Here is a 24,047-nt window from a genome sequence, read left to right as displayed (position 1 = left end):
GAATCGCTTAAGTCTTCGACGGCACCATCCGCAACCAGTACCCGATGGTTATCTCGAAAAGGAGGAAAGCGATGAGCGCCGTAGAAGCACCCGCGGGCCGCCCGGCCGCGCCCCCTGCAAAGAAGACGATGCTGCGCCGCCTGCTCAGTCATCATGAAATCGCGACGCTGCTCGTGCTGCTGCACGCACCGATCGGCGCCAATGCCAAACCCGAACTGCCTGCGCTGCAGGAAGCCGGTCTCGTCGAGATGGTCAAGCTCGACACCGAAACGGCACCCAGCTTCCGGCTGACCGAAGACGGCACCGCCGTCCTGAAAGGGCTCGGCTACCGCTGAGCCGACGTCTTCATCCCTTTCCCGATTCCCGGCGACCCGCCGGCCCTGTCGGCGTGTCGCGTCACCCTGCCCGCTCCTGCAGCATCAACCGGTATTCCGTCGGCGTGACGCCGACCGTCGCCTTGAACTGGCGCGTGAACGCACTGTGATCCGTATAGCCGCATAGCGCCGCGACGTCGGTCACCTTGTCGTGCGTGACGAGCAGCGCGGTGGCCGCATCGAGCCGCGTCTTCAGCAGCACCTGGCGCGGCGTCAGGTGGAACACCTTGTGGAAGTAGCGTTCGAGCTGCGCGACCGACATCCCCGCCATCTGTGCGAGATGCTTCAGGTTCAGCGGCTGCACGTAGTGATCCTGGATGTGCTGGACGACATCGGCGAGCCGGCTGTATGCCGGGTGCGATCCCTCGTGCGCCTTCAGGTCGCGCGAGATGCCCGCGAGGCCGACCACCCTGCCCGCGGCGTCGCGCAGCGGCTCCTTGCAGGTCAGGCACCAGCCCGGCTGACGGCCGGGATACAGGTGCAGTTCGAGCTGGTCCATCAGTTGCTGGCCGGCGTTGATCGTCGCCATGTCCTGCTCGAAATAGCTGCGGCCGAAGCGGCGCGGAAACACCTCGTCGGCCGTCTTGCCGAGCAGGTCGCGCTTGTCCTTGTAGCCGCAGCGCATCGCCAGCGTGCGATTGACGATCGCGTAGCGGCCGCTCGCATCCTTCACGAAGAATGCGACGTCCGGCAGCGCGTCGAACACCGGTTCGAGCAGGCGGAAGTGCGCAAGCATCGCGCCGAAATCGGCGTTGTCTGGCTGGTAGCGCAACGGTTCTGACAGGCTCATGGTCGGTACGGCAAGCAAGGGCGTCATCCCGGCAACCGCAATGCGAGTGGCAGATGGCGTCGATTATAGAAGCGCCCCTTCGATCGCGTCGCGCCGATCGCAAAGGCGGGCAAGGTGGCGGCGGCCGACGCGACGCGCCGCCGGTCGGCGGCATCGTCACGCGGCATACGTTGCGTGCGCAACCACTGTGCCGAGCGTGCGGTGGCCGACCGCGAGTCCGCGCGCGTCGACGCCACAACCACGCGTGCGCCGGGGCCGACATGTCGCGCGCGGGCTAGCGCATTCGCGCACCGGCACCGCACGCTCGGACTCGCCAGCATAGAAATGCGAACGTGCAGCGTCTTGGCGCGTTTGCGCATTCGGCATGACGATTTCGGCATATATCAGGGTTATCGACGATATGCCGATATCGTCGCCGGCCGCGCATCGAACGCGCAAGACGCGCGCATTTTCGCTAACTAGACTTCGCTTCACGGTCACGAGACGACCTCACGCCGCGGCAGCAATCGGCACGCGTGGCCTGCGGTATCGGCCACCAGGTGCGCCGATTTCGGCACAGCTCGAGCAGCATGCGGCATGCACGCACGGCCCTCGCATCGGCCTGCCGACCGAACCGTCTCGCCCGGTTTACCGGCGCCGGCCCGCCAGCCGGCGGCGGCCCAACCACGCCATCAAGGGGAAGTGAAAGTGAAGCTGAAGGTATCGCACGTCGCGCTGGCCGCTGCCTGCGCACTGTCGGGCGCGCACGCCATGGCCGCCGACGTCGTCAAGATCGGTTTCGCCGCACCGCTGACCGGCCCGCAGTCGAACTACGGCACGGACATGCAGAAGGGCGTGCAACTCGCGATCGCCGATTTCAATGCGACGCGTCCGACGATCGGCGGCAAGCCCGTCACGTTCCAGCTCGATTCGCAGGACGACCAGGCCGACCCGCGCACGGGCACGACCGTCGCGCAGCGGCTGATCGACGACAACGTCCGCGGAATCATCGGGCACTTCAACTCGGGCACGAGCATTCCCGCGTCCGACCTGTACGATCGCGCGGGGCTGCCGCAGATCTCGATGGCCACGTCGCCGCAATACACCGCGCGCGGCTACAAGACCACCTACCGGCTGCTGACGAGCGACGCACAGGCGGGCCGCATCGTCGGCACGTACGCGGTGAAGACGCTGCGCTTCAAGCGCATCGCGATCATCGACGACCGCACGGCCTACGGCCAGGGCATTGCCGACGAATTCGCGAAGGCCGTCGAAGCGGCGGGCGGCACGATCATCAAGCGCGACTTCACGAACGACAAGGCGCTCGATTTCTCCGCGATCCTGACCAACCTCAAGGGGATGAACCCGGACGCGATCTTCTACGGCGGCGGCGATGCGCAATCGTCGCCGATGATCCGCAAGATGCGACAGCTCGGGATGAAGTCGGCGTTCGTGACGGGCGAGATGTCGCGTTCGCCGACGTTCCTGAAAGTCGGCGGCGATGCGGCCGAAGGCGCGATCGTCTACATGGGCGGGCTGCCGAAGGAGAAGATGCCGGGCTTCGCCGGCTACGCGGCACGCTACAAGGCGCGCTTCAACGAAGACGTGATCACCTACTCGCCATACTCGTACGACGGCACGATCGCGCTGCTCACGGCGATGAAGGACGCGAACTCGACCGACCCGAAGGTGTACACGCCGTATCTCGGCAAGGTGTCGGTCAAGGGCGTGTCGGCCCCCAGCATCGCGTACGACACGAAGGGCGACCTGAGGGATGCGCCGGTGACGATCTACAAGGTCGAGCACGGTGCGTTCAAGCCGGTCGATACGATCGCCGGCAACTGATACGCAAACCCTGCCCCGCGCGGCGCGCCAGCGGCTCACCGGCCGCGCGCGCCGTTGCGCTTGCTTCGGCTTCGGCTTCGCGATCCGAACCGTTCCTCGGCGCGCGCCCACGCGCGCTCATTTCGCGCTCCTGTAGAATCCCCCCACCCGCTTTGACGCTTCGTCCTCGCCGCGCCCCATCCCGGTGCGGCGGTGCGTGTTTCGTGCCTCACCCCGCACGCGGCACGCTTCGACGACGCAAGCCGCGCCTTGTCAGTCCATGCCGAAAAGCGGGCCCTGGAGACGCAGCACCGACAACTAAATTCCAAAACCGATCGTCCTGACCATGCAAGCTTCCGAATTGAGCGGCGTGCCTCGCGCCGCCGAACGCGCGCTCACGCGCAGCGACTACAAGACCCTTGGCCTCGCCGCACTCGGCGGCGCCCTCGAGTTCTACGACTTCATCATCTTCGTGTTCTTCGCGCCGGCGATTGGGCAACTGTTCTTCCCGCACGACATCCCCGACTGGCTGCGCCAGTTGCAGACGTTCGGCATCTTCGCGGCCGGCTATCTCGCGCGCCCGCTCGGCGGCGTGATCATGGCGCACTTCGGCGACCTGTTCGGCCGCAAGCGGATGTTCACGCTGAGCGTGCTGATGATGTCCGTGCCGACGCTGCTGATGGGCCTGCTGCCCACCTACGACACGATCGGCATCCTCGCGCCGGTGTTGCTGCTGCTGTTCCGCGTGCTGCAGGGCGCGGCCGTCGGCGGTGAAGTGCCGGGCGCATGGGTGTTCGTGTCCGAGCACGTGCCGTCCCGCCACATCGGCTATGCGTGCGGCACGCTGACCGCGGGCCTGACGGCCGGCATCCTGCTCGGCTCGCTCGTCGCGGCCGGCATCAACAGCCGTTACTCGACGGCCGAAGTCGGCGCGTTCGCGTGGCGCATCCCGTTCCTGCTCGGCGGCGTGTTCGGCCTGTTCTCCGTGTACCTGCGCCGCTGGCTGCATGAAACGCCGGTGTTCGCCGAGATGAAGGCGAAGAAGGCACTCGCGGCCGAGATTCCGCTGAAGGCCGTGCTGCGCGACCACGGCCGCGCGGTGATCGTGTCGATGCTGCTCACGTGGATGCTGTCGGCCGCGATCGTCGTCGTGATCCTGATGACGCCCGCGCTGCTGCAGAAGCAGTTCCACCTCGCGCCCGCGACCACGCTGTTCGCGAACAGCATCGCGACGCTGTGCCTGACGGCCGGCTGCATCACCGCGGGTTCGCTCGCGGGCCGGATCGGCGCGAAGCGCGTGCTCGGCATCGGCGGCATCGGGCTGGCCGCGTGCTACTACCTGCTGTTCGTGCAGGTCGCGGCCGACGCGTCGACGCTGCCGCTCTACTACGGAATCGCGGGCTTCATGGTCGGCACGATCGGCGCGGTGCCGTTCGTGATGGTCAAGAGCTTCCCGGCCGTCGTGCGGTTCTCGGGCATCTCGTTCTCGTACAACGTCGCGTACGCGATCTTCGGCGGCCTCACGCCGGTGATCGTGTCGCTGATGATGAAGTCGAATCCGCTCGCACCGGTGGTGTACGTTGCGGCGATCTGCGTGCTCGGCGCGATCGCCGTGCAGTTCTCGAAGGATGCGAAGGACGTGAAGGCTGCGCACTGAGCGCCGGCGCGCCCGCGCGCTCAATGAACAAAGGGCCGAATCCCGCGGGATTCGGCCCTTTTGTTTTGCTTCAGCGCAACGGCAACGGCAACGGCGCGAGTATGTGCGATCAGCGCAGGCTGCCGTACGTCGTGCTCGGCCGGCGCAGGCCGTCGATGCTCGCGCCGCCGGCGCCGGTGACGAACAGCAGCAGGAAGCCGCCGGCGATCGCGATGTTCTTCCAGAAATGGATCACCATCTCGTGCTGGACCGCGGCGTCCGTCGCGTCCCAGAAATTGTGCCCGACCATCGCGGTCGCGACCGTATAGAACGCCATCAGCAGTGCGAGCGGTCTGACCTTGTAGCCGACGATCAGCAGCAGCCCGCCGAGCCCTTCGATCGCGACGACGATCGGCCCGATCACCTGCGGATACGGCACGTTCAGCCCATGCAGGTAGCCGATGAAATCGCCGTAGCCGAGCAGCTTCATCACGCCGCCCCACAGAAACAACGCCGCCAGCGCCAGGCGCGCGAAAAAAATGACGCCGGAATCGACGGAACGCGTCATGCCTCTCTCCTCGTATGCAATTCGGCCGCCCGCGCGGGGCGCGCCCGGGCGGTTCGGCGCCGCGCGACCCTGCGGGGCCCGCGGCAAATGGGCCAGCATAGACAGAGTTTCGGCCGTGTCCAAGAAAAAGGTTGTAGCAAATCTTTACACGACGGCGGCCGCGCGGCCGCGAAGGCGGCGGGACGAAAAGCGTTTAGCCCGCGTCGCTCAACAACACGCCCTTCTTGAAGATGAAGCAGCCGTAGCCGCGCAGCTCGCCGGTGACGATCACCGCATACGTCTGCTGCGCGCGCTCGTAGAACGCGAAACGTTCGACGCCGGTCAGCGGCACCGCGCGCCCTTCCGCGCGATCGATCTCGGCCTGCACTTCGCGCTGCACGGGCGGCACCGCCGCCGCATCGCCGACGACTTCCATCCGCCATGCGGGCGTGTCGACGAACGTGTCGAGCGGCAGCACGGACAGCACCGCGCGCACGACGCGCGCCGAATCGGCGCCGTCGATCCGCAACGCGCGGCCGACCACCGTGTGCTCCGCGACGGATTCCGCCGGGAAATTCGCATCGCAGATCGCGATTTCGTCACCGTGGCCCATCGCGCGCAGCGTGTGCAGGATGTCGGCGTGCAGCAGCGGGTCGAGATTCTTCAGCATGTCGGCTAGTCTCCGGGATCAGGAACGAATCGCATAACGTTACCCGATCCCGGCGGCCGCTGCGCATGCATCGCTCACGTCACGACGCCGCGGCCGGCATTTCGTCGATGAAACCCGTGACCGACACGAGGCGGCCCGACGCGTCGACGGTGCCGAAGTCCGAACCCTTCACGATCGCCGCGCCGTCGGGCGACACGAGCGCCCACGAGAACCGCAGGTGCTGGCCGAAGCCGTCGACGTCGGTCGTGCGGCGGAAGCGGTAGGCGGGGAAGCGTTGCTGCACGGCCGCGATCATCGCGTCGATGCCCGCGTGGCCGTCGCCGGCCATCAGCGGATCGCGATAGGCCGCGTCGACCGCGTAGGTCGCATCGATCAGCGCACGGCGGCGCGCGACGTCGGGTTCGTTCCACGCGTCGATGTAGCGGTCGATCAGGTCGGCGTAAACAGACGAGGCGGACGGGGCGGTGTTCATGGCGAGGCTCCTTGTGTCGATGAGAGGACGATGTCGCGAACGTGGCGTGTTGCGTGTTCGCGTGCAGACATCGTCGCCGGCCTCGTGCGGGCGGTCGATTACGTGACAGGTAAGGAATTCGCGCCGTCCGCGCAACAGGTGCTGCGTGCGCCGGATCGTGAATTCGCCGCCGCAATGTCAACGGGCGCCCGAAGGCGCCCGCATCTTTCGGCGGCAACGGCCGCTCGCGTCAGGTCACCGGCGCCGGATTGAACAGGGTCAGCGCATTCGCGAGCTTCCATTGCTCGGCCCACGTGCGGCGCTTGCCGCTCGCGACGTCGAGCATCAGCCGGAACAGTGCCCAGCCGGTGTCCTCGATCGTGGCCGCGCCGGTCGCGATCTGCCCCGCGTCGAGATCCATCAGGTCGTGCCAGCGGCGCGCGAGATCGCTGCGCGTCGCGACCTTGATCACCGGCACCTGTGCAAGGCCGTACGGCGTGCCGCGGCCGGTCGTGAAAATGTGCAGGTTCATCCCGGCCGCGAGCTGCAGCGTGCCGCAGATGAAGTCGCTCGCGGGCGTCGCCGCGTACAGCAGCCCCTTCTGCTTCGCTCGATCGCCGGGGCGCACGACGCCGGCAATCGGCGCGCTGCCCGACTTCACGATCGAGCCCATCGCCTTCTCGACGATGTTCGACAGGCCGCCCTTCTTGTTGCCGGGCGTCGTGTTCGCGCTGCGGTCGACGCGACCGCGCTGCAGGTAGCGGTCGTACCAGTCCATCTCGCGGATGATTTCGCGCGCCACGTCCTCGTTCGCCGCGCGCGACGTGAGCTGCGCGACGCCGTCGCGCACTTCCGTCACCTCGGAGAACATGATCGTCGCGCCCGCGCGCACCAGCAGGTCGGCCGCGAAGCCGACGGCCGGGTTCGCGGTGAGCCCCGAGAACGCGTCGCTGCCGCCGCACTGCACGCCGACGACGAGATCCGATGCCGGGCACGTCTCGCGGCGGCGGCGGTCGAGCCGCTCGAGGTGCGATTCGGCCATCTTCATGATCGAGTCGATCATCGAGTTGAAGCCGACGTGCGCGGCGTCCTGCAGGCACACCACGCCGCCGTTGCCGGTCGCGCCGTCGGCCGCGACCGGAATCGTGCCGGGCGGCAGCAGGCGCTCGGGCTGCAGCTTCTCGCAGCCGAGGCTCACGGTCATCACCTCGCCGCCGAAATTCGGATTCAGGCTGATGTTGCGCAGCGTGCGGATCGGGATGTCGGCGTCGGGCGCATCGATCGCCACGCCGCAGCCGTACGTGTGCTCGAGCCCGACCACGTCGTCGACGTTCGGATAGCGCGGCAGCAGCTCGGCCTTGATCCGCTTCACCGCGTGCTCGACGACGCCCGACACGCACTGCACGGTCGTCGTGATCGCGAGGATGTTGCGCGTGCCGACCGAGCCGTCGGCATTGCGGAAGCCCTCGAACGTATAGCCTTCGAGCGGCGGCAGCGGCGGCGCGGCGCGTGTTGCGAGCGGCAGGTCGTCAAGCCCCGGCGGCTCGGGCATGCGCATCGTGCGTTCGTTGACCCAGCTGCCGCGGCGCAACTCGACCAGCGCGTAGCCGATCACCACGTTGTAGCGGACGATCGGGTCGCCGGCCGCGAGGTCGACCAGCGCAACCTTGTGCCCCTGCGGCACGCCTTCGCGCAGCGTCAGCCCATCGGCGAACGTCGCGCCCTCCGGCAAGCCGCCGTCGTTGACGACGATCGCGACGTTGTCGTCCGGATGCACACGGATATAGAGCGGGGAAGCAGTCATCGGAATTCCAGGAGGCTATCGGCCATATCGTTAGTCATCATACGACATTCAACCGGGATCGGCGATGCTGCGTAAACCCTTACCCGGAAAGACCCTACTATTTATCGACCGGCAAACCGCTTGCGTCACGCCTCCCCTCGTTGTACGATGACATACAACGACATCGCCAATGTGGCTCGTATGCCGTTCCCGACGAACCCAGCACTCGCGCTAGACGGACGACCCAACCATGACCTCACCGCAAGAACTCAAACAGATCATTTCCCACGGCCTGCTGTCGTTTCCGCTGACGGACTTCGACACCGACGGCAGCTTCCGCCCGTCCACCTACGCCGAGCGCCTGGAATGGCTCGCGCCGTACGGTGCGAGCGCGCTGTTCGCGGCCGGCGGCACCGGTGAATTCTTCTCGCTCACGCAGCGCGAGTATTCGGACGTGATCCGTGTCGCGACGGAAACCTGCAAGGGCAAGGTGCCGATCCTCGCCGGCGCGGGCGGCGCGACGCGCGTCGCGATCGAATATGCGCAGGAGGCCGAGCGCCTCGGCGCGAGCGGTGTGCTGCTGATGCCGCATTACCTGACCGAAGCCAGCCAGGAAGGGATCGCCGACCACGTCGAGCAGGTGTGCCGTGCGCTGAAGATCGGCGTGGTGGTGTACAACCGCGCGAATTCGAAGCTGAACGCCGACATGCTCGAGCGCCTCGCCGATCGTTGCCCGAACCTGATCGGCTTCAAGGACGGCGTGGGCGAAATCGAAAGCATGGTGACGATCCGCCGCCGCCTCGGCGACCGTTTCGCCTACCTCGGCGGCCTGCCGACGGCCGAAGTCTATGCGGCCGCGTACAAGGCGCTCGGCGTGCCGGTGTATTCGTCGGCCGTGTTCAACTTCATCCCGAAGACGGCGATGGCATTCTACGAAGCGATCGCGAAGGACGACCACGCCACGGTCGGCCGCCTGATCGACGAATTCTTCCTGCCGTACCTGAAGATCCGCAATCGCCGCGCGGGCTATGCGGTCAGCATCGTGAAGGCGGGCGCGAAACTCGTCGGCCATGACGCAGGCCCGGTGCGTGCGCCGCTCGTCGACCTCACCGACGAAGAAGTGGCGGAGCTCGACGTGCTGATCAAGAAGATGGGGCCGCAATAAGCGGCGTTCGTCGGCGGCGCACGCCTTCATTGGCGCCGCGCCGCCAGTTCTGCATCGTGGCCGGCATTCGCCGGCCGCGACCTTTTGCGCGCTTTCCGCGATGACGCACGCATCCGCCGCGATGCGTGTCGCCGCCGTCACATCTGCGCGATGACCCCGACGATCCGGTAACGCACGTTCCCCAGCTTGACGCGTGTCGCCTCGATCTGGTCCTGCGCACCCGATCGCGCGCGCGCATTCGATTCGCTGCCAAGGATCTGCCCGAGTACGTCGCGGTCAACGACCGCGTCGAAGAACCGACCGACCGTGATCGTCGCCGACTGCTTCGCGGTCGCAAGTTGGCTGTTCGCCTGCATCAACGCTTCGGTACGCAGGCCCGGATCGCGTTCATCGATACCGCGCCGGTACTGGAGCGCGAACACCAGCGCCTCCATGTCCTGCCGGAAACGGCGAACGGCTTGACCGAACACGAGCGAATGCGCGTCGGAGCCCGTGACGAGCCGCCCCTGGTTGATCGTGATGTCGAATTCGCTGCCGCCCAGGTCGCGCTGGAATTCCAGCAGCGCATTCGCGAGCACGCGTCCTTCGCTGTACTCGCCGATCTGCGTTCGCACGGATTTCGCGACGTCGCCGATCGCTTTCCACAATCCGGCCGCGAACAGGTGGTCGCCACGTTTGTTGATGTTCATGATGCCGTTCCCTCTTGGTCTTTTTCTGGATCTCTCAGGTTTCGCCCGCAGGTCGGTCGACCCGGGGCTCCGGTACTGTAGGAGAAAAGCGGGCGGCAGGAAAGCCGGCAGGATCAACGACCGCTTTTGCCCACACGGCGGCAACGGCGCTCGCCCCGGACACCGGCCCCTCCATGCCGCCTCGGCACGAATGCGCACCTCCTCGCTTCGGTCCGACTGACCGGTGGAAGCAAGCTGTGGACGCGCGACCGGCGCCTGCCGGGCGCAGCAGACCGCCTGGGGCTCGCCGCGCATCCCGCCCACTGACGCTGCAAGATCGACGCCACGCAAACCTGCCATGCAAAAAGGCGAAAGCGGCTCATTGGCCACTTCCGCCTTTTCGTTTTTGGCGACCGGCGCGCACTCAGGCTCGCCGGTCGCAGCCGATTGCCCCCCTCAATCGAGGTGCGTCATCACTCGGCCTTCCCGTCCCGCAGCCGCGGAATCGCGAGCGGATTGCTTTCCTGCAACCCTTCCGGGAGCAGATCGTCCGGGAAATCCTGGTAGCACACGGGCCGCAGGAAGCGCTCGATCGCCGTCGCGCCGACCGACGTGACGGCCGGGTTCGACGTGGCCGGGAACGGCCCGCCGTGCACCATCGCGTCACACACCTCGACGCCGGTCGGGTAGCCGTTGACCAGCAGGCGGCCGGCCTTGCGTTCGAGGACCGGCAGCAGCCGGCGCGCGAGCGGCTTGTCGTCGGCATCCATCTGCAGCGTGGCCGTCAGCTGGCCTTCGAGTGCTTCGAGCACGCGCGCGACTTCGTCGAGATCACGGCAACGCACGATCAGCGACGCCGGCCCGAACACCTCGTGGCTGAACGCCGGCTCGGCGAGGAACGCCTGCGCACCGACTTCGTACAGCGCGCCGCCGGCCTGGCAATCGGTCTGCGCCGCCTCGCCCGCGCCGATTTCGCGCACGCCCGGCAGTTCGGCCAGCTTGCCGCGGCCGTTGCGATACGCATCGGCGATACCCTGCGTGAGCATCACGCCGGCCGGCTTCTTCGCGAGCGCCTGCGCGGCGACGGTTTCGAAGCGGTCGAGATCGGGGCCGTCGATCGCGAGCACGAGGCCCGGGTTGGTACAGAACTGGCCGACGCCGAGCGTCAGCGAATCGACGAAGCCCGTCGCGATCGCGTCGCCGCGCGCGGCAAGCGCCGCCGGGAACAGCACGACGGGGTTGATGCTGCTCATTTCCGCGTAGACGGGAATCGGCTGCGGGCGCGCGTTCGCGATCTGCACGAGCGCCATGCCGCCCTGCCGCGACCCCGTGAAGCCGACCGCCTGGACCGCCGGATGGCTGATGAGCGCCCCACCGATCACGCGGCCGGGGCCGACCAGCAGCGAGAACACACCGGCCGGCATCCCGGTTTTGGCGACAGCGGCGCGGATCGCGCGGCCGACCAGCTCGGACGTGCCGAGATGCGCCTCGTGCGCCTTCACGATCACCGGGCAGCCGGCCGCGAGCGCCGACGCCGTATCGCCGCCGGCCACCGAGAACGCCAGCGGGAAGTTGCTCGCCCCGAACACGACGACGGGCCCGAGCCCGACTTTCTGCAGCCGCAGGTCCGAACGCGGCGGCGGCGTGCGCGCCGGCTGCGCGGGATCGATCGACGCGGCGAGGAAGCGCCCGTCACGCACGACGCGCGCGAACAGCCGGAGCTGGCCGACGGTGCGGCCGCGCTCGCCCTGCAGCCGCGCGACGGGCAGGCCCGTTTCGGCATGCGCACGCTCGATCAGCGCGTCGCCGAGCGCGACGATTTCATCCGCGATCGCTTCGAGAAACGCTGCGCGGGCCGCGAGCGGCTGCGCGCGGTACGCGTCGAACGCATCGCGCGCGAGTTCGCATGCGCGCTCGACGTCGGCCTGCGCCGCGACGCCGAACACCGGCGCATCGATCGGCTCGCCCTTCGACGGGTCGAACGCGCGCAAGGTACCGGCCGAGCCGGCGACCGCTTCGGCGCCGATCAGCATCTCTCCAGTCAGTTGCATGGGGTGTGCTCCGTGGTTCGGGAATAGATCGTTCATTGTAGCTCAACAGATACGATGTCTGCCGACGACGCAGCGTCATTCTCGCCACCTGTGAAGGCAACGACGATACATCCTAAGGCCTTGCCGAGCCAGAGAATCATGACACTCCCACACTGTGATGCCGATCTTCGAGGGGAAAAACCCGAGGTTTCCGAATTCGAGCATCCTCAACAAACTTTTGGCCACGTCATACGACGACGTACGTTTAAAGCGAGCAACCAGACCTCCCCTCGCGATTTTCCGCCCGACCGCGCGCCGGACCGCCGTGCGCTACTGGATCCTGGCGATGCTGTTCGTCGCCACGACGCTCGACCATGCGGACCGCGCAACGCTGTCGATCACCGGCGCACGCGTGTTCGTCGGGCCGAACGCACTCGTCACCGTGTTCAGCTGTCTCGTGATCGTGAAGGGCATCGGGCACGTCGAACTGCGTCATCGCGACGCCTGACGTTCGGCTTCAAAGCAAAACAACGGCGGCCGCATGAAAACGGCCGCCGTTGTTGCATTCGACCCCAGGTATCCGCTGTCAGACCGACGAATGTGCGACGCGCAGCATGTCGTGCACGCCGGACGTCATCAGCGCGAGGAATGCGAGCAGACCCACGTAGCAGAGCGCGTACGTCGTCTTCGTCTCGATCGACGTCGCGTAGTACACGCGGTTCTCCGGCGCGTCGGGATCGTAGCGCCAAGCACGCTTCAATTGCGGCAGCGCGAGGATCGCCATCACGATCAGCAACGGGCTCGGGCGATACGCGAACAGCGCGATCAGCACCGGCACGCCCGCGAACCAGATGCGCGGCGACAGCACCGCGGTGATCCGCCCGCCGTCGAACGGCGACAGCGGAATCATGTTGAACAGGTTCAGGAAGAAGCCCGTATAAGACAGCGCGAGCAGCAGGTTGCTGTCGTAGTGGCGCGCGGCCGCGTAGCAGGCCAGCGCACCGAGCGTGCCGACGAACGGCCCGGCGAGCCCGACGTACGCCTCGGTTTCCGCGTCGTGCGGCATCTCCTTCAGCTGGATCCACGCGCCGACGAACGGGATGAAGGTCGGCAGCCCGACGTCGAGCCCGCGCCGCTGCGCGGCGATGTAGTGGCCGGCCTCGTGCACCAGCAGTAGCGCCACGAAACCGGCCGCGAACCGCCAGCCGTAGAACAGCGCGTAGACCGCGATCGACGCCAGCATCGTGCCCGCCGACACGAGCACCTTGCCGAGCTTGAGGCCGCCGAAGATCAGCAGCAACAGCTTCGTCATTCCTTGCGCTCCGTGCCGGACACGTCGGATACGCCGGATGCATCGGCGACGGCCGGCACCGCAGCCGCCTTCGGCTTGCGCCCGAAGAAGCGCTTCAGCGCCGCGCCGCCGGCCAGCAGCGCGACCGCGCCGATCTTGAAGAACTTCACCGCGAACGCGCCGATCAGCGCGAGCAGGCCGAGCTTCTTCGCGCCGACGCCGACGATCAGCGCCGCGAGGCCGTACTCGGCGACGTGGTCGGTCGACTTGTTGAAATCGGCGTAGCGCTTGCCGTCGTTGAAGCTGATGTTCGACAGCAACTCGTCGGCCGACGCCTTGTATTTCGGCAGATCGGCGAGCGTCGACGCCATCGTCAGCGACAGGTAGCCGTCACGGCCGAGCACGAGCGTCCGGTAATTCACGCCGTCGTTCTCGGCATTCGGTGCCGCGCCCTTGTCGCGGATGATCGCGGACCACACGAGCCGGTGCGTGGCCGCGTCGTATGCGGGCGCCTTCGCCCAGCCGACCACCTCGGTTTCCGGCAGGCCGCGCTCCTTGCGCCCCGGGTTGTCTTCCTCGGTGCCGGACTGCAGGCTCTTCAGCAGCTCGTCGGGCTTCCAGTCCTTCGCGTCGTCGTCGCGGATATAACCGCTCGGCTCGAACGACACGACCGAGATCCAGTCGGCATCGGGATCGTCGGGCAGCACGAGGCCGACCAGCCTGGATTCGTCGATCGAGTTGCCCATCGAGCGCAGGTAGCGGCCGGCTTCGGCGGCCGGCACGAACGATTCGCCGGCTTTCAGTTTCAGCACGGCTTCGTGTTTCACGTCGATGTCGGTCGGGCCCTTCACGACCGCGTCGTTGGCGGCTGCGGCGGCGGCCCTCATTTCCACCTGCGCAGCTTCGGTCTGCGCGTGGCCGGTGGTCGCGGCGAATGCAAGCGTCGCCACGCAGGCGAGCCGGACGGCAAGTTTTTTCATTGTTGGATTCCCCTGGAATGCCTTGTCGTAAATATGCACGGCACCGGCCCAGGCGCTTTCAATCGCGGGTCCGGCGTCGTCTCTCAGTTGGCACGGGGGCTATGGTAACGCAGCGCAGCGACACGCCCGGGGAACGGCGAGATGCTTACGTCGCAGGTAATGTCCAGGGTGCGCGGGATTGCCTATCATCAGCACCATGAACCCGACCGCCGCCCTTCATTCGCCCTCCCCGTCCGCCGGCCGCACGCCCGGCATCGGCCCGCTGCTGCGCACGTGGCGGCAACGCCGGCGCCTCAGCCAGATGGCGCTCGCGCTCGACGCGGAAGTCTCCGCGCGCCACCTGAGCTTCGTCGAATCGGGCCGCGCGCAGCCGAGCCGCGAGATGGTGCTGCATCTCGCCGAGCGTCTCGACGTGCCGCTGCGCGAGCGCAATGCGCTGCTCGTCGCGGCCGGTTTCGCGCCGCTGTTTCGCGAACGGCCGTTTTCGGATCCGCAACTGGATGCCGCACGCCATGCGGTCGAAGCCGTGCTGCGCGGCCACGAGCCCTACCCGGCGCTCGCCGTGGACCGCCACTGGACGCTGCTCGCCGCGAACCGGATGCTCGGCGCGCTGGTCGCGCAGGCCGATCCGGCACTGCTGCGGCCGCCCGTCAACGTGCTGCGACTGAGCCTGCATCCGGACGGGCTCGCGTCGCAGATCGTCAACTGGCACGAATGGCGCACGCATATCCTGCATCGGTTGCAGCGGCAGATCGATGCGAGCGGCGACCGCGCGCTGCACACGCTGCGCGACGAACTCGCCGCGTATCCGGCGCCGGCCGGCCAGCCCGACGACACGCATGCGCGCGCCGACTTCGCGGATATCGCCGTGCCGCTGCGGCTGCGCACGGCCGCCGGCGAACTGACGTTCTTCAGCACGACGACCGTGTTCGGTACGCCGGTCGACGTGACGCTGTCGGAACTCGCGATCGAGGCGTTCTTTCCGGCGAACCCGGAGACGGTGGAGGCGATGCGGGCGCTGGCGGACGCGTTGCCGGCGTAATGCGCGGCTAACCCGCCGCATCCAGAAACGTCATGGCCTGCCCGGCCGGCTCCCCGTTCAGCTCGCCATCGCGCACCACGACCTGCCCGCGCACGACCGTATGCACGGGCCAGCCTGTGACCGTGCGCCCGTCATAGGGTGTCCAGCCGCTCACGCTGGCGATCCATTCGTCCCGGATGGTGCGACGCGCACGCAAGTCGACGATGCTGAAATCGGCGTCGTAGCCCGCCGCAATGCGCCCTTTCCCCGCGATGCCGAAGATGCGCGCCGGCCCGGCGCTGGTCAGGTCGACCAGCCGCGCGAGGCTCAGGCGGCCCGCCTGCACGTGATCGAGCATGAGCGGCAGCAGTGTCTGGACGCCGGTCATCCCGCTCGGCGACTGCGGATAGGGCCTGCGCTTTTCATCACGCGTATGCGGCGCGTGATCGCTGCCGATCACGTCGACCACGCCGTCGCGAACGGCCTGCCACAGCGCGTCCTGATGATGCCGCTCGCGCACCGGCGGATTCATCTGCGCGAACGTGCCGAGCCGCGCGTAGCAATCGGGCGCGTGCAGGCTCAGGTGATGCGGCGTGACCTCGACGGTCACGCGATGCCGGTGCCGCGCGAGGAACGCCATTTCCGCGGCGGTGGACACGTGCAGCACATGCAGCCGGCGGCCCGTCTCGGCAGCCAGCCCGATGATGCGCCGCGTCGCCGCCAGCGCGCTTTCCTCGTCGCGCCAGCGAGGATGATCACGCACGTCGCCGCTCGCTTCCACCAGCGCCCGGCGTTCGCGCAGCCGCGCCTCGTCCTCCGCGTGCACGGCCATGCGCCGCCGCCCGTTGCGCACGATCCGGCGCAACACGGCTTCGTCATCGGCCAGCAGATCGCCGAACGAACTGCCCATGAAGACCTTCACGCCCGCGCAGCCCGGCAGGTTTTCAAGTACCGGCAGCCGTTCGGCGTTCGCGGCCGAGCCGCCGATATAGAACGCGTAGTCGCACCACGCACGGCCGCGCGCGAGATCCAGCTTGGCCTGCAGATCCTGCGCGGTCAGCGTCAGCGGATGCGTGTTGGGCATCTCGAAGATCGTCGTGACGCCGCCGAGCACCGCGCCGCGCGTGCCGGCCTCGAGGGTCTCCTTGTGCGTGAGGCCCGGTTCGCGGAAATGCACCTGGCTGTCGACGACGCCCGGCAGCACGTGCAGGCCGGCGGCATCCAGCACGACGTCGGCGCGCCACGTGCCGCGCAACGCACCCAGCGCAACGACACGGCCGTCCACGCACGCAATGTCGATGCGCTCGGCCCCGTTGGGCGTCATCGCCGTGCCGCCGTGCACGAGCAGGTCGGCGTGACGTCGCTTCAGCGCGTCGCTCGCGCCGCCTTCATGTCGGTTGCGCTCGTCCATGATTCAGAACTCGTTCTGGATGTGCTTGTAGCCCAGCACCAGCGCATTGTTCGTGCGTGCGACGTCCTCGGAGAAGTCGCTCGCGTCGGCCGTCACCTGCGGCATGGCCGCGAGATCGGTTTCCGGCCCGATGCGCTCGGTCGAACGCACGTAGAAACCCGGCGGCAGGTGGCAGCCGTCGACGACCGCGTTGTAGCGCACCACGCAGCCATCGTCGATGGTGCAGTTGAACAGCACGCTGTTGAAGCCGACGAACACGCCGTTACCGACCTTGCACGGCCCGTGGACGATCGCGCGATGCGCGATCGACGTATGCCGGCCGATGGTGACGCTCGCACCCGATTTCGAATGAATCACCACGCCGTCCTGGATGTTCGAATGCGCACCGATCACGATCGGTGCGATCCGGCCGCCGGCATCCGTTTCGTCCGCGCGGATCACCGCGTACGGGCCGATGAACACGTTCTCCTCGACGATCACGAGCCCGCACAGAATGGCGGTCGGATCGACGAAGGCGCTCGGGTGAATCTGCGGCAGGTCGCCGCGCGGGTTCTTTCTGATCATCAGGATTCCTGCCTTGAAATGGGGCGGCCGCGCTTGATCCGCTCGAACAGGCCCGGATCGCGCCACTGTCCGGCGATGGCCGGCGCGAACACGATGTCGTCCAGGTCGATGCGGCCCATGCGCGGGTTGAACGCATCGTCGCGAAAGCACTGCGCGTAACCGGTGTCGGTTTCGTGAACGATGATCGAATGCAGCCGCACGTCGGCTTCGCCGTTCGCCATGCGGGTGCAGGACAGCGCCGCATCGACGAGGCGAAAGAACACGCGCGAGAACTGCTCGGCGCTCGGCGACACGGGCAGCAGCACCCAACGCTCGGAATGCCTGCGCATGCTCTCGACGTAGCACGGGTCATCCTCCGCCCACAACGTCACTGCGTGATCGAACGCGTCGATCAGGTCGCGCACGTCGCCCTTGAGCAGCCCGAAGTCGTAGATCATCTGCCCGCGATCCAGCGCGTGCGCCTCCAGCAGCAGCTCGACGCGGTACGAATGGCCGTGGATCGAATGCGAGCAGCGCCGCGTGCTGCAACCGCGCACGACGTGCGCGTTCTCGAAGCGGAACAATTTGCGGATCAGCATGCGTCGGCGCCTTCGCGCACCGGCGCGGCCCAGGCCACCGCATCGTGCGGATGCAGGCTTTCCAGATGGCGCACGTGCACGTGCGGGGTCGCATCGTGGCCGAAGTCATCCAGCGCGGCCCGGACGCGGCGGGCGGCATCCTCGACGAACATCAGGTTCCCGCCGTTCAGCACCGCGAACGCCTGCTCGTCCGCACGCTTGACGGCCGTCTGCACCGGCGTGCCGAGCGCGTGCTCGATACGATCGATCAGGTCGATCAGCCCCAGCGTCGCGCGATCGGCAGGCAGCGCCACGCTGACGACGGCTTCGCTGCGCTGGCTGTGCGGCGTGGCCGCCGTCGCGTGCCGTTTCAGCCACGCGGCGACCGCCGCCGGCGCCACGCGATCGTCGCGGCCGAATGCCGCCAGGAACGCCTGCTCGACCCAGTGCCGCGACAGCGCCGCGGAGCACGGGCACGTCGACGAATAGGCGACCGTCACCTGCGCGCGCAGTTCGAACCGGGAGCCGGTCAGCGTCGCGTCGATCCGGACCGGATAGCCTTTCCATCCGGCCAGCCCGTCCGTCACCAGCGCGGCGCGGCGTGCCAGCAAGTCGAAGCGCAGCCGTAGCCGCGCACGGCGCGTATCGCAGTCGCGATGGCTGTCGACCATCGCATGCAGCACACGCTGAAGGCCGGCCGGCGACAGTGCCGCGCCGTCGCCGAGCCCGTCGAGCAGACGGTACAGCCGCGACATGTGGATGCCCTTCACGTGCGGCGCAGGCAGATCGACCTGCACGTCGGCGCGCGCATGCACGTCGCGCCGGCAGCCGGGCTCGGCCACCGCAACGGGCAGGTCGATGCCCTGCATGCCGACCCATTCGAGCGGGCGGCCGCCCGGTGCGGCATCAGTCAGGGAAATATCGGGAAGGGGTGCGTTCATGCTCGGAATCCGGTGGAGCGCCTTCTCCATCCGGATCGATGCAGGAAGCGCGGTCAAGTCAGGGCCAGTCGCGAAACGGGTTGTCCCACGTGGTCCAGTGCTCGGGGCCGGTGGCCATCTCGGCGTCGGTCAGCAGACACGCGTCGAAACGCGCGCGCAGCGCGGGCTCGTCCATGTCCATGCCGATCAGCACGAGTTCCTGCCGTGCATCGCCGACGTGCTCGTCCCAGCGCGCGCGGATCTGCGCGACGGCTTCCGGGTCCTGCGGCCAGCGTTCGGGCGGCATGGCCGCCCACCAGTAGCCGGCCGGCCCGTGCCGCGCGACCGCGCCGGCCTGCGACCACGAACCGGCGACGGTCGGGTGCGTGGCGAGCCAGAAGAATCCCTTCGAGCGCACGACGCCCGGCCATTCGCTTTCGACGAGATCGAAGAAACGCTGCGGATGGAACGGCCGACGCGCGCGATAGACGAAGCTGCGGATGCCGTACGCGTCGGTCTCGGGCGTGTGCGTGCCGCGCATCTCCTGCAGCCAGCCCGGCGCGCGCGAGGCTTCGTCGAAGTCGAACAGGCCCGTGTCGAGCACACGTTCGAGCGGCACCTTGCCGAATTCGGCGATCTCGATCCGTGCGCGCGGGTTCAAGCCGCGCAGCAGCGCGACCAGCCGCTCGCGTGCGTTTGCGTCGATCAGGTCGATCTTGTTGATTACGATCACGTCGCAGAACTCGATCTGGTCGATCAGCAGATCGACGACCGTGCGCGCATCCTCCTCGCCCATCGATTCGCCGCGCGACTGCAGGCTGTCGCGCGACGCGTAGTCGCGCAGGAAATTGAACGCATCGACCACCGTCACCATCGTGTCGAGCCGCGCGACTTCGCCGAGGCTGCGGCCGTCCTCGCCTTCGAACGTGAACGTCTCGGCTACCGGCAGCGGCTCCGAGATGCCGGTCGATTCGATCACGAGCTGGTCGAACCGCCCTTCGCGCGCGAGCCGGTCGACCTCGATGAGCAGATCCTCGCGCAGCGTGCAGCAGATGCAGCCGTTGCTCATCTCGACCAGCTTCTCGTCGGTGCGCGACAACCCCGCGCCGCCGTCGCGCACGAGCGCGGCGTCGATGTTCACCTCGGACATGTCGTTGACGATGACCGCGACGCGCCGGCCCTCGCGATTGTTGAGGATGTGGTTGAGCAGCGTCGTCTTGCCGGCGCCGAGGAAGCCGGACAGGACGGTCACGGGAAGCCGCGTGGACGGGGGAAGTGCGGGGCTCATCGGGCGATTCCGGTCGAGGACGTTGGAAAGAGAATGATATATTGTATCGCAACGATATAACATATCATTTTGGGCGTCCAGCAGGCCGGTCGGGTTTTGTCCGGAGCGGGCCCCGCCCGCTCCGGTGTCGGTCCTTCAGGTATAGAGCGACGCCGGCGGCCACTCCCCGGCCAGTGCAAACCGGCCCACGTCGCGCAGCCGGTAGTCGAGCGGGTCGTGCAGCGTATGCGTTCGCGCGTTCCGCCAGAAGCGGTCGAGGCCGAGCGACGCGGCCGTCGCGCGCGCGCCGCAGGCGTCGAACAGCGCCTCGCCGTTCTCGAGCGCCGCGCGCTGCGCGACGATCTTCGCCTCCGATACCGCGAGCGCCACCTCGGCGCGCTCGTCCGCCGTCAGCGCATCCTGCCGCGCCCATGCTCGCTGCAACGCGGCGGCCGCGCGATCGGCCAGCGCCGCCGCGGCGATCGCCCGCACCCGCATGTCGCCGAAGCGCTGCAGCGTGTACGGATCGTCGCTCGCCTGCGCGACCTCCGACTGGATCCACGGGCGGCCATGCTTCAGCACGTAGTCGCGCGCTTCCGCCAGTGCGCCTTCCGCGAGCCCGACGAACAGGTTGGTCAGCACCAGTTGCGACACGAGCGTGCGCAGCGTCGCGCGCGGCGTCGGCGGCGCCTCGGAACGATGCAGCACCTCGTCCGGCGCGAGCGTCACGCCGTCGAAGCGCACGCTGCCGCTGTCGGTCTGGCGCTGGCCGATCGGATCCCAGTCTTCGTTGACCGTGATCCCCGCGCGATCGGTCGGCACCACGCCGAACACGGTGCGGCCCGTGTCCGGATCGTGCGCGGACACCGTCATCCGCTGCGAGCCGCGCGTGCCCGAACAGAAGCCCTTCACGCCATCGAGCCGGTAGCCGCCGTCGGGCGTCGCCGTGGCCACGAGCCGCGTGTCGAGCGGATTGACCGCATTGCCCCACCACCATTGCTGCTCGACCGTGCCGCGCAGGTAACGCTCGCGCTGCGCGGCATTGCCCCACACGTCGACGCTCACCACCTGCAGGCACTGGAACCCGACGAGATGCGCGAGCGCGCTGTCGACGCGCGCGATCTGCCGGATCGCATCGTATATCTCGGGCCAAGCGGCTTCCCGTCCGCCGAACGCACGCGGCACCGCGAGCGTCAGCAGGCCCGCATCGGCGAGCCACTGCTTCTCCTGCGCCGCATGACCACCCGCGCGGTCGCGCGCGGCGGCTGTGGTGCGCAACGCGTCGATCGCCCGCGCCAGCGCGGCGGGGTCGAAGGCGGGCGTATCGGTATCGGGCGCGAAGGTCGCCGGGCCGCGTGGATCGTTCATGCGACGGCTTCCTGCGCAACCGCTTCACCCGACAGCGGGACGAGCGCGTCGAGCGGGCGGCCGGTCAGCCGCGACAGGATCTCGCGCCGCCAGTCGTCGTAGATCGCGCGGTATTCGGCGATATCCGCGCCGAACACGTGCGCGGTATGCGCGTACTCGTCGTGCAGGTAACCGTCGAGCCGCGCCTGCGTTTCCTCGTCGGCCGCGATCACGCGATCGATCAGCGCGTCACGCTCGGCCGCCGGCAGCGCCTTCAACGTGTCGAACCACCACTGGACGATCTGCACGCGATGCCATTCCTCGTCCGGCCGGATCCGGTTCTCGCCGTGCTCGCGCATCGCGGAATCGCCGATGCGGCCGGTCTTGCGCTGGATCCACAGCTTCGCGAGGATGTGCAGCTCGTAATGCCACTCGAACGCGAGAAAGCCGGCGATGTCGCGCACCGCGATGTCGCCGATGCGCGCCCAGTGCGCGGCGACGAGCCGGTCGACTTCCTGCAGCGGATCACGCCCCGTCAGTTCGGTCACGCGTTCGCGGCCAATCACCGCGTGCGCGCCGTCGTCGCCGAGCTGGCGCGACAGGATCAGCTGGAAATGCGGATCGTCGCGGAACAGCGTGTCGATCGCCTTTGCGACGACCTGCACGATGAACAGGTCGTGCGACGCCATCTTCGTGTAGTAGTCGGCGACGGCAGCCAGCTCGTCGTCGTTGTGCGGCTCGCGCGGCGGCGTGGCGAGCTTGGCCGGGAAGTCAGGACGATGGCGTCGCGCCACGTCGAGAAACAGCGCTTCCTCGAATTGTCCGTTCCATTCGCGCGGCGCGCCGATGGGCAAGGTCATAGGTTCTTTCTCTCAGGATCATGAATGAAGCGAGCAGACGCTTGTGGCGTCGCTCAGGTACGCCGGGTCACACGTCGGACCAGGCGGTCGCCCGTGATTTGCACGGCCGAGACGAGCGCGATCAGGATCACGATCACGGTCGCCATGACGGTGGTGTCGAAACGCTGGTAGCCGTAGCGGATCGCGAGATCGCCGAGGCCGCCCGCGCCGACGGCGCCCGCCATCGCCGTCGAGCCGATCAGCGCGACGACGGTAATGGTGAAGCCGCCGAGCATGCCCGGCAGCGCTTCGGGCAGCAGCACGTGCCACACGATGTGGCGGCGCTTCGCGCCCATCGCGAGCGCGGCCTCGATCAGCCCGCGGTCGACTTCGCGCAGGCTCACCTCGGCGATCCGCGCGAAGAACGGGATCGCGGCGATCGACAGCGGCACGACGGCCGCCCAGACGCCGATCGTCGTGCCGATCAGCACGCGCGTGAACGGCAGCAGCGCGACGAGCAGGATGATGAACGGCGTCGAGCGGAACACGTTGACGAGCGCGCCGAGCACCGCGTTCACGCCACGCCGCTCGTAGATGCCGCCGGGCGCGGTCGTCACGAGGATCACCGCGAGCGGGATGCCGATCAGCGCGGCAATCGCGGCCGACGCGGCGACCATCGACAGCGTGTCGCGGATCGCATCGAGCAGTTCGGGCCACCAGAGGTCAAACATAGCCGAGCACCTCCGCGTGATTCGCGTGGCGGCGCGCGCGTTCGAGCAGCGCGGCAACCGCACCGCCGCGCGACGCCGGCTGGCCGGCGTCGTCCGCGTGCGGCGCTGCCGCGATCACGAGCCGCCCCTGCGCATGCCCCTGGATACGCTCGATCCCGCCGTGCAGGAACCGTACCGAGCCGCCGAGTGCCGCCGCAAGCGCGCCGACATCCGGCTCGCCGCCGCTCTCGCCCGTATAGCGGACGTCGAGCACGACCTGCGCGCCGTCGGGCAACGCGGCCTGCTCGGGCAGCGGCTGCACGCGCGCCGCCAGTTCGGCCGGCAGGTCGTGCACGAGCGTGCTGAGCAGCGCGCGCGTCGCGCCGTGGCGCGGATCGCCGAACACGCGCCACACGGGGCCGGTTTCGACGACTTCGCCCTGCTCGATCACCGCGACCGTGTCGCACACAGCGCGGATCACTTCCATCTCGTGCGTGATCAGCACGATCGTCAGCCCGAGGCGGCGGTTGATGTCGGCGAGCAGCGCGAGGATCGACTGGGTCGTCTCGGGATCGAGCGCCGACGTCGCCTCGTCGCACAGCAGCACCTCGGGATCGTGCACGAGCGCGCGGGCAATGCCGACGCGCTGCTTCTGCCCGCCCGACAGGCTGGCCGGATACGCGTCGCGCTTCGCGGCAAGCCCGACGAGCTCGAGCAGCGCCTCGACCTTGCGCACGCGCTCGGCCTTCGGCACGCCGGCGATCTTCAGCGGCAGCGCGACGTTCTCGAACACCGTCTTCGCGGACAGCAGGTTGAAATGCTGGAACACCATGCCGGTGCGGCGCCGCAGCGCGACGAGCCCGTCCTCGTCGAGCGCGCCGACATCGACGCCCTGCACGCGCACGCGGCCTGAGCTCGGCCGTTCGAGGCCGTTCACGAGCCGCAGCAGCGTCGACTTCCCTGCGCCGCTGCGGCCGATGATCCCGAAGACCTCGCCGCGCCGCACGTCGAGCGTCACGTCGCGCAGCGCGGCGGCGTGGCCGCGCGGCGTCGCGAACACCTTGCCGACCTGCTCCAGCGACACGGCGGCGCCGCCGGCCGATTCAGCCGATTCGGCCGACGCAACCGCTGCGTCATGCGTCGCGGCAGCGGTGCCGGCGCGCACGGCCGACGTATCGATGAAACCCAGCGTATCGAACAATTGCGTCATCGCTTCGCTCCGT

General features: G+C 68.1%; 23 protein-coding genes and 1 pseudogene. 6 read left to right on the top strand and 18 right to left on the bottom strand.

Going from position 1 to position 24,047, the window contains the following annotated elements; genetic code table 11:
- The first annotated feature begins 71 nt into the window (after positions 1–71).
- Positions 72–335 carry a hypothetical protein gene (locus FFS49_RS01760; RefSeq protein ID WP_039367795.1) on the top strand — a complete coding sequence of 88 codons (264 nt, stop codon included), beginning with the start codon at positions 72–74 and terminating at the stop codon, positions 333–335.
- A 61-nt stretch (positions 336–396) separates the two neighbouring features.
- Here FFS49_RS01760 and FFS49_RS01755 read toward each other — a convergent pair whose 3' ends face one another.
- Entirely contained in the window at positions 397–1,191 is a 795-nt protein-coding gene (locus tag FFS49_RS01755; protein WP_039367798.1) for an AraC family transcriptional regulator, read from the bottom strand.
- Positions 1,192–1,851: 660 nt separating this feature from the next.
- Between FFS49_RS01755 and FFS49_RS01745 the strand changes: the two genes are divergently transcribed.
- Positions 1,852–2,988: a branched-chain amino acid ABC transporter substrate-binding protein gene (locus FFS49_RS01745; RefSeq protein ID WP_046546380.1), complete on the top strand. Its 1,137-nt coding sequence runs from the start codon at positions 1,852–1,854 to the stop codon at positions 2,986–2,988.
- A 325-nt stretch (positions 2,989–3,313) separates the two neighbouring features.
- Positions 3,314–4,624 (top strand): MFS transporter, encoded by a 1,311-nt coding sequence (locus FFS49_RS01740; protein ID WP_137909856.1) that lies wholly within the window; start codon positions 3,314–3,316, stop codon positions 4,622–4,624.
- Between the two features lie 109 nt (positions 4,625–4,733).
- Here the strand turns inward: FFS49_RS01740 and FFS49_RS01735 are convergent, their stop codons facing one another.
- The 4 genes from FFS49_RS01735 to garD form a co-directional block, all read right to left on the bottom strand.
- Positions 4,734–5,171: a DoxX family protein gene (locus tag FFS49_RS01735; RefSeq protein ID WP_039367803.1), complete on the bottom strand. Its 438-nt coding sequence runs from the start codon at positions 5,169–5,171 to the stop codon at positions 4,734–4,736.
- 193 nt (positions 5,172–5,364) lie between these two features.
- Positions 5,365–5,820 carry an RbsD/FucU family protein gene (locus FFS49_RS01730; protein ID WP_034187820.1) on the bottom strand — a complete coding sequence of 152 codons (456 nt, stop codon included), beginning with the start codon at positions 5,818–5,820 and terminating at the stop codon, positions 5,365–5,367.
- A 79-nt stretch (positions 5,821–5,899) separates the two neighbouring features.
- A complete protein-coding gene (locus FFS49_RS01725; protein ID WP_137909857.1) occupies positions 5,900–6,292 on the bottom strand; it encodes a nuclear transport factor 2 family protein in 393 nt (130 codons plus the stop codon).
- A gap of 229 nt (positions 6,293–6,521) precedes the next feature.
- Positions 6,522–8,075, bottom strand: coding sequence for a galactarate dehydratase (garD, locus tag FFS49_RS01720; protein WP_071331927.1), 1,554 nt, complete (start codon positions 8,073–8,075; stop codon positions 6,522–6,524).
- A 229-nt stretch (positions 8,076–8,304) separates the two neighbouring features.
- On the opposite strand from garD, the gene kdgD reads away from it, so the two are divergent.
- Complete coding sequence (gene kdgD, locus FFS49_RS01715) at positions 8,305–9,219, top strand: 5-dehydro-4-deoxyglucarate dehydratase (RefSeq protein WP_039367815.1); 915 nt, start codon at positions 8,305–8,307, stop codon at positions 9,217–9,219.
- Positions 9,220–9,356: 137 nt separating this feature from the next.
- Here the strand turns inward: kdgD and FFS49_RS01710 are convergent, their stop codons facing one another.
- Positions 9,357–9,908: a hypothetical protein gene (locus FFS49_RS01710; RefSeq protein ID WP_137909858.1), complete on the bottom strand. Its 552-nt coding sequence runs from the start codon at positions 9,906–9,908 to the stop codon at positions 9,357–9,359.
- A 452-nt stretch (positions 9,909–10,360) separates the two neighbouring features.
- Entirely contained in the window at positions 10,361–11,938 is a 1,578-nt protein-coding gene (locus FFS49_RS01700) for an aldehyde dehydrogenase (NADP(+)) (RefSeq protein WP_137909859.1), read from the bottom strand.
- A 194-nt stretch (positions 11,939–12,132) separates the two neighbouring features.
- On the opposite strand from FFS49_RS01700, the pseudogene FFS49_RS42460 reads away from it, so the two are divergent.
- A pseudogene (locus tag FFS49_RS42460) lies at positions 12,133–12,323 on the top strand (MFS transporter); the annotation flags it as partial.
- Between the two features lie 180 nt (positions 12,324–12,503).
- On the opposite strand, the gene FFS49_RS01690 reads toward FFS49_RS42460, so the two are convergent.
- Both FFS49_RS01690 and FFS49_RS01685 read right to left on the bottom strand, forming a co-directional pair.
- Positions 12,504–13,229: a site-2 protease family protein gene (locus FFS49_RS01690; RefSeq protein ID WP_137909860.1), complete on the bottom strand. Its 726-nt coding sequence runs from the start codon at positions 13,227–13,229 to the stop codon at positions 12,504–12,506.
- Positions 13,226–14,188 (bottom strand): DUF2167 domain-containing protein, encoded by a 963-nt coding sequence (locus tag FFS49_RS01685; protein WP_039367830.1) that lies wholly within the window; start codon positions 14,186–14,188, stop codon positions 13,226–13,228. Before FFS49_RS01685 ends, FFS49_RS01690 begins: the two co-directional genes overlap by 4 nt.
- Before the next feature lie 196 nt (positions 14,189–14,384).
- On the opposite strand from FFS49_RS01685, the gene FFS49_RS01680 reads away from it, so the two are divergent.
- The gene (locus FFS49_RS01680) at positions 14,385–15,230 is read left to right on the top strand and encodes a helix-turn-helix transcriptional regulator (RefSeq protein WP_137909861.1); all 846 of its coding nucleotides are present in this window, start codon (positions 14,385–14,387) and stop codon (positions 15,228–15,230) included.
- 7 nt (positions 15,231–15,237) lie between these two features.
- Here the strand turns inward: FFS49_RS01680 and FFS49_RS01675 are convergent, their stop codons facing one another.
- From FFS49_RS01675 to FFS49_RS01635, 9 genes are all read right to left on the bottom strand, one after another.
- Positions 15,238–16,620: a dihydroorotase gene (locus FFS49_RS01675; protein WP_137909862.1), complete on the bottom strand. Its 1,383-nt coding sequence runs from the start codon at positions 16,618–16,620 to the stop codon at positions 15,238–15,240.
- 3 nt (positions 16,621–16,623) lie between these two features.
- The gene (locus FFS49_RS01670; protein ID WP_039367838.1) at positions 16,624–17,184 is read right to left on the bottom strand and encodes a carbonate dehydratase; all 561 of its coding nucleotides are present in this window, start codon (positions 17,182–17,184) and stop codon (positions 16,624–16,626) included.
- On the bottom strand, positions 17,184–17,762 hold the full coding sequence (locus FFS49_RS01665; protein ID WP_137909863.1) for a 6-carboxytetrahydropterin synthase: 579 nt from the start codon (positions 17,760–17,762) through the stop codon (positions 17,184–17,186). The genes FFS49_RS01670 and FFS49_RS01665 overlap by 1 nt, the downstream gene beginning before the upstream one ends.
- A complete protein-coding gene (gene folE2, locus FFS49_RS01660; protein WP_171026708.1) occupies positions 17,756–18,682 on the bottom strand; it encodes a GTP cyclohydrolase FolE2 in 927 nt (308 codons plus the stop codon). The genes FFS49_RS01665 and folE2 overlap by 7 nt, the downstream gene beginning before the upstream one ends.
- Positions 18,683–18,740: 58 nt before the next feature.
- Complete coding sequence (gene zigA / locus FFS49_RS01655; protein ID WP_171026707.1) at positions 18,741–19,949, bottom strand: zinc metallochaperone GTPase ZigA; 1,209 nt, start codon at positions 19,947–19,949, stop codon at positions 18,741–18,743.
- Positions 19,950–20,084: 135 nt separating this feature from the next.
- The gene (locus tag FFS49_RS01650) at positions 20,085–21,296 is read right to left on the bottom strand and encodes an acyl-CoA dehydrogenase family protein (RefSeq protein WP_039367850.1); all 1,212 of its coding nucleotides are present in this window, start codon (positions 21,294–21,296) and stop codon (positions 20,085–20,087) included.
- The gene (locus FFS49_RS01645) at positions 21,293–22,135 is read right to left on the bottom strand and encodes a hypothetical protein (RefSeq protein WP_039367853.1); all 843 of its coding nucleotides are present in this window, start codon (positions 22,133–22,135) and stop codon (positions 21,293–21,295) included. Before FFS49_RS01645 ends, FFS49_RS01650 begins: the two co-directional genes overlap by 4 nt.
- Positions 22,136–22,188: 53 nt before the next feature.
- The gene (locus tag FFS49_RS01640; RefSeq protein WP_011353926.1) at positions 22,189–22,845 is read right to left on the bottom strand and encodes a methionine ABC transporter permease; all 657 of its coding nucleotides are present in this window, start codon (positions 22,843–22,845) and stop codon (positions 22,189–22,191) included.
- A complete protein-coding gene (locus FFS49_RS01635) occupies positions 22,838–24,034 on the bottom strand; it encodes an ATP-binding cassette domain-containing protein (protein WP_039367855.1) in 1,197 nt (398 codons plus the stop codon). The genes FFS49_RS01640 and FFS49_RS01635 overlap by 8 nt, the downstream gene beginning before the upstream one ends.
- Positions 24,035–24,047 lie beyond the last annotated feature (13 nt).

The sequence above is a fragment of the Burkholderia sp. 4NA327C6 genome (assembly GCF_005502655.1).
In the GTDB taxonomy this organism is placed as follows: domain Bacteria; phylum Pseudomonadota; class Gammaproteobacteria; order Burkholderiales; family Burkholderiaceae; genus Burkholderia; species Burkholderia contaminans.
Note: the sequence above shows the minus strand (reverse complement) of the source record. Positions and strands in the feature narration are given on the sequence as shown.